The sequence below is a fragment of the Chitinophaga ginsengisoli genome (genome assembly GCF_003014595.1).
GTDB lineage: Bacteria > Bacteroidota > Bacteroidia > Chitinophagales > Chitinophagaceae > Chitinophaga > Chitinophaga ginsengisoli.
Genome location: NZ_PYGK01000036.1, coordinates 1 through 3,747 on the forward strand (window position 1 = coordinate 1; position 3,747 = coordinate 3,747).

The following is a 3,747-nucleotide window of genomic DNA, read 5'->3' on the forward strand; positions in this document are numbered from 1 at the left end:
AAAAAGCGCTCTGCAGCACTCCGCTCCCCAACACTCAACGCATAGCCCTTTGCCTCTTCTCCTGCTGCTGGCTGCTCATCCCTTTCACGGTACTGGTCCAACAGGTCTGTTAACTGGTATAGGTCCTGTTCCAGTATATCTTTTCGAAGACCCAGTTTCTCACCTACTTCCCTGCATAATTTCTCTACCTGTTTATCTTCATACAGGTCCAGTTTATTGCGGCTCTTCTGACTATTGTCCTTACGCTCTACTACCAGCGTTACCTTCATGCTGTCCAACTGTTTACTCACCCCTCCCTGCACATAATAAATGGCCAGATCGCCGCTGTAGCTCAGCTTATAGGGATTACTACTGTCCAGTATAGAGGTGGCTGATAAAGGCGCTGCAACTGGCCCAGAGGCAGGAACGTTTTGTTTTTCAACTGATTCAACTGAAAGAAAAAAATCAGTCCGACTATTTAACAAGTGAGGGAAGATCTCAGCGGTATGACTAACACCCATACTGTTGATGTCTTCTCCTTCCGGGAGCTGTAAGGTGCTGATTAATACATGGGGTAACTTCTCTTTAAAAGTAGTGGTGTATTTCGCAACTGCCTTGCGTCCTGCCTCATCACCATCAAAAGCAAAGATCAGCTCCTGCAGGTGGGTTAAGCCTTTGATGGCTGTTTCATGCTCGGCTGTCAGCCCATTGGTCCCATAACAAGCCAGGATACCGTATTCCTTGGATATCTCACTACACTGTAGTAGCGTGGCGGCATCTATTACTGATTCGGTCAGTATTAGTCTTTGCACATCTGGCTTCGGATAACAAGGATAAAGACCACTCCTGTCCTTTAAGTAATAATGACGTTGCGTGTCATCATTAACTGTACTGCGGAAGTACATTCCACTGATCTCCCCCTTACTATTGCGCAATGCGAACACGATACAATACTTCCCAAAAGGCCTGTAGCCCTGTCCACCGTTGCTATTTGTACCCCATGGAGACAGTAACCCTGCTTCCACACAGACCGCTATCAGCTGGTCATCCCTACGCCTGCCATGGTGGAACTGTCCTGTGTTATAACCGATCTCTAAACGTGCAGTTTCTAAGCCCCTGCTTTGTATATACTCCTGCGCGGGCTTGCTGTTATGCACCGCATTCTTAAAATAAGTGAACATGTAGTTCAGCGTCTCTTCCCGGTTATAGTTCCTTGCTGGACTAGCGGTAGTACTACCACCTATTAACGCCTTACACTTCAGGATAGCTTCATGTTTACTGCAGCCTTCCTTGTACATCACAAAGTCTATTACATCCAATGGCTTCCCATGCGTCTTACAGTTACTGCTAAAACAATAACAGCTATGCGTCTTGTAATACACCTGCAGGCTCGGTGTCTTGTCATCATGGAACGGGCAGTGTAATCGCAGGTGCTTATCCGGTTTTAACCCGTAATAAGATAGCACCTGCGATAATGTTAGCTGCTGCTTAATGGCTGCTATTTCCATCATAGGCCTTTTTAACGATCAGCTTTCCTTTTCCGACTATGATATCTATCGGATCACCTACATTAAAGCCTGCTTCTTCCAGCCACAGACCCCGTACATTTAACCAGGGTACATTACGACCGCCATGCCAGTGATTACTGACTGCCCGGTACTGCCCATGCATTTTACCGCGACGGAGTGCTTTACTTCTAGTTCCTGATGACATAAAATATTTTTTAATTAACCGTAAACGGTACAAAGATACCGGATCAGTTGTAACGAACAAATATTTTACGATTTTATTTTACCGCATACGTTTCATAATTTTGACTAAACCCTCTATAACAGGGGTTTTATTAACCGTAAACGTATCACAATGGTCTCTTTTGGTAAAAAACTCAGGGAGTGCAGAGAAGCTAAAGGGTTTTCACAACAGGAACTTGCTAAAAAGCTGGGGTCTGCCCATACTGTCATCGGGCGCTATGAACGGGATGAGATGCTGCCTTCTATTGATGTGGTTAGGAAGTTGGCTGAGGCCCTGGATACTACGGTGGGATTCTTATTAGGGGAAGCTAATGATACTAATATTCTAAAGGACCCTAAAATGATGAAGCGACTCAATGAGATTAATGAACTGCCGGATAAGGATAAAGAGTGCGTCTACTCCCTGCTGGATGCTTTCCTCGCTAAATCTAAACTGCAAGCAATACTTAAATAACAAGGCCTAACAACATAAAAATGCATTCTCTACGCCTTGCTCAATGATATTAAACTTAGAGCTATTTAATAAAAAGCCCCGGTCAATGACCGGGGCTTCGTTCATATACAATATTATCTTTGACCGCAAAGTTATATCTTCTTATATAGTCATTCTATTAAGTAAAGAATAAGTGCCGACCTATTTCATCCCAGCCTTTTACCTCTGGCAATTCATAAATTACACTGGGAATATTGTTATTTACAAATTCAAATTTACAAACAGTTTTCCATCCATGTGGAATACTATCAAAGGGTTTAAAAAATTGTTGACTCACGTTTTTTAAAATAATATGACAACCAGGAATGACTTCCCCCTTTTGCTCGTCAATAATTTCCGTAAAAACATAATCGACAGATATGTCAAACTCTGAGTAATCACAAAATAATATTAGCTGATTATCTTTTAAATCCACTAAATCTAATCCATGAATGAACCTCTTATTGAGATCTTTTTGTAACCTACCTATAACTTTTAGTCTTGCCTTTTCCATTACTTTTTTACTTTTAACGACGCTGCTTGTTTATAGAATTCATCTATCTGAGACTGCGTCATTTGCGGGGTCTCTCTAAGCAGATTACTTATATCGTCTAACTTGACTCTAGCAGGCAGTTTAATACCCATATTTCCCAATATATTTCTAGCTTCATCTGCTGTTATTGTAAATTCTGCTCTAGATGTTAATTCCGCAGGCTTTAATCCCACGACTACTTCACTTTCTAGCTCTCCCAAGACATTCGATGTTGCTCCAACTTCAACATTCTGCAAATTCTTGGGAAGGACTATCTGTAATATTCCATTACCAAACTCCTTAGATCGCAGAGCAAATATTGTTGCCTTTGCAGGATCTGTACTTGTAGGTGTGCTAGCTGTTATTTGCGTCGCGCGTGATCCTTCATATCCCTCACTCGTACCTCTAAACAAATATTTAATCTCCTTCGCTAAGGGTAAAAGCCTAATAGTCGTTCCTATTATTTTACTTACTCCCCAGGAAAGGAAAACTTGTGTAAATGCTTCATTCGTCCTTTCCTTTTGAAGCGCTTTCGCCTCCGGTGTTTTTGCAGTATTATGTTCAAATACACTGGCAGCTTGAACCCCCATAAAGGCCCTTGAAAGCCAGCCCTTTGTAACCAAGATATCCGCCGCAATAACAAGCCCAAGTAAATTATTCGGATGAGTATGTATTGCAATAGCAGCATCTCCATCCACCACCCATTTTCTTGTTTTCGGATCAAACTTCATAGGAGGGCCCCATTCCAAGCCATCAATATCAACCCCATCAATCGGTCTATTACTTGCGAACTGATATGGCGTTAGCTCCGGATACTTAGGTGTCAATGGGTCTACCGACAAGAACTTAGCAATTCGAGGATCATACACCCGCATCCCATAATCCTGCTGATTTCCCTCTCCCTTCACCTCATTATCATTCTCCTTCCCATTAAACCCATAACGATAGCCCCCTGCGCAACTTTACTCCTACAGGCAACCAGCCCTGCACGCTTTTTTACTCAAAGAACTGCC

General features: G+C 42.6%; 4 protein-coding genes and 1 pseudogene. 1 reads left to right on the plus strand and 4 read right to left on the minus strand.

What is annotated here, in order from left to right:
- Together CLV42_RS33480 and CLV42_RS33485 are read right to left on the minus strand one after the other, a co-directional pair.
- The coding region (locus tag CLV42_RS33480; protein WP_211303581.1) for a CHC2 zinc finger domain-containing protein at nucleotides 1–1,490 on the minus strand (1,490 nt) is incomplete at its 3' end.
- Nucleotides 1,468–1,692: a SymE family type I addiction module toxin gene (locus CLV42_RS33485; protein ID WP_106606308.1), complete on the minus strand. Its 225-nt coding sequence runs from the start codon at nucleotides 1,690–1,692 to the stop codon at nucleotides 1,468–1,470. The genes CLV42_RS33485 and CLV42_RS33480, both read right to left, overlap by 23 nt.
- A 150-nt stretch (nucleotides 1,693–1,842) precedes the next feature.
- Between CLV42_RS33485 and CLV42_RS33490 the strand changes: the two genes are divergently transcribed.
- Nucleotides 1,843–2,184, plus strand: coding sequence for a helix-turn-helix domain-containing protein (locus CLV42_RS33490; RefSeq protein ID WP_106606309.1), 342 nt, complete (start codon nucleotides 1,843–1,845; stop codon nucleotides 2,182–2,184).
- 157 nt (nucleotides 2,185–2,341) lie between these two features.
- On the opposite strand, the gene CLV42_RS33495 is transcribed toward CLV42_RS33490, so the two are convergent.
- Together CLV42_RS33495 and CLV42_RS33500 are read right to left on the minus strand one after the other, a co-directional pair.
- The gene (locus tag CLV42_RS33495; protein WP_106606310.1) at nucleotides 2,342–2,716 is read right to left on the minus strand and encodes a hypothetical protein; all 375 of its coding nucleotides are present in this window, start codon (nucleotides 2,714–2,716) and stop codon (nucleotides 2,342–2,344) included.
- Nucleotides 2,716–3,666, minus strand: a pseudogene (locus CLV42_RS33500) (RHS repeat domain-containing protein); the annotation flags it as partial. The pseudogene CLV42_RS33500 and the gene CLV42_RS33495, both read right to left, overlap by 1 nt.
- Nucleotides 3,667–3,747 lie beyond the last annotated feature (81 nt).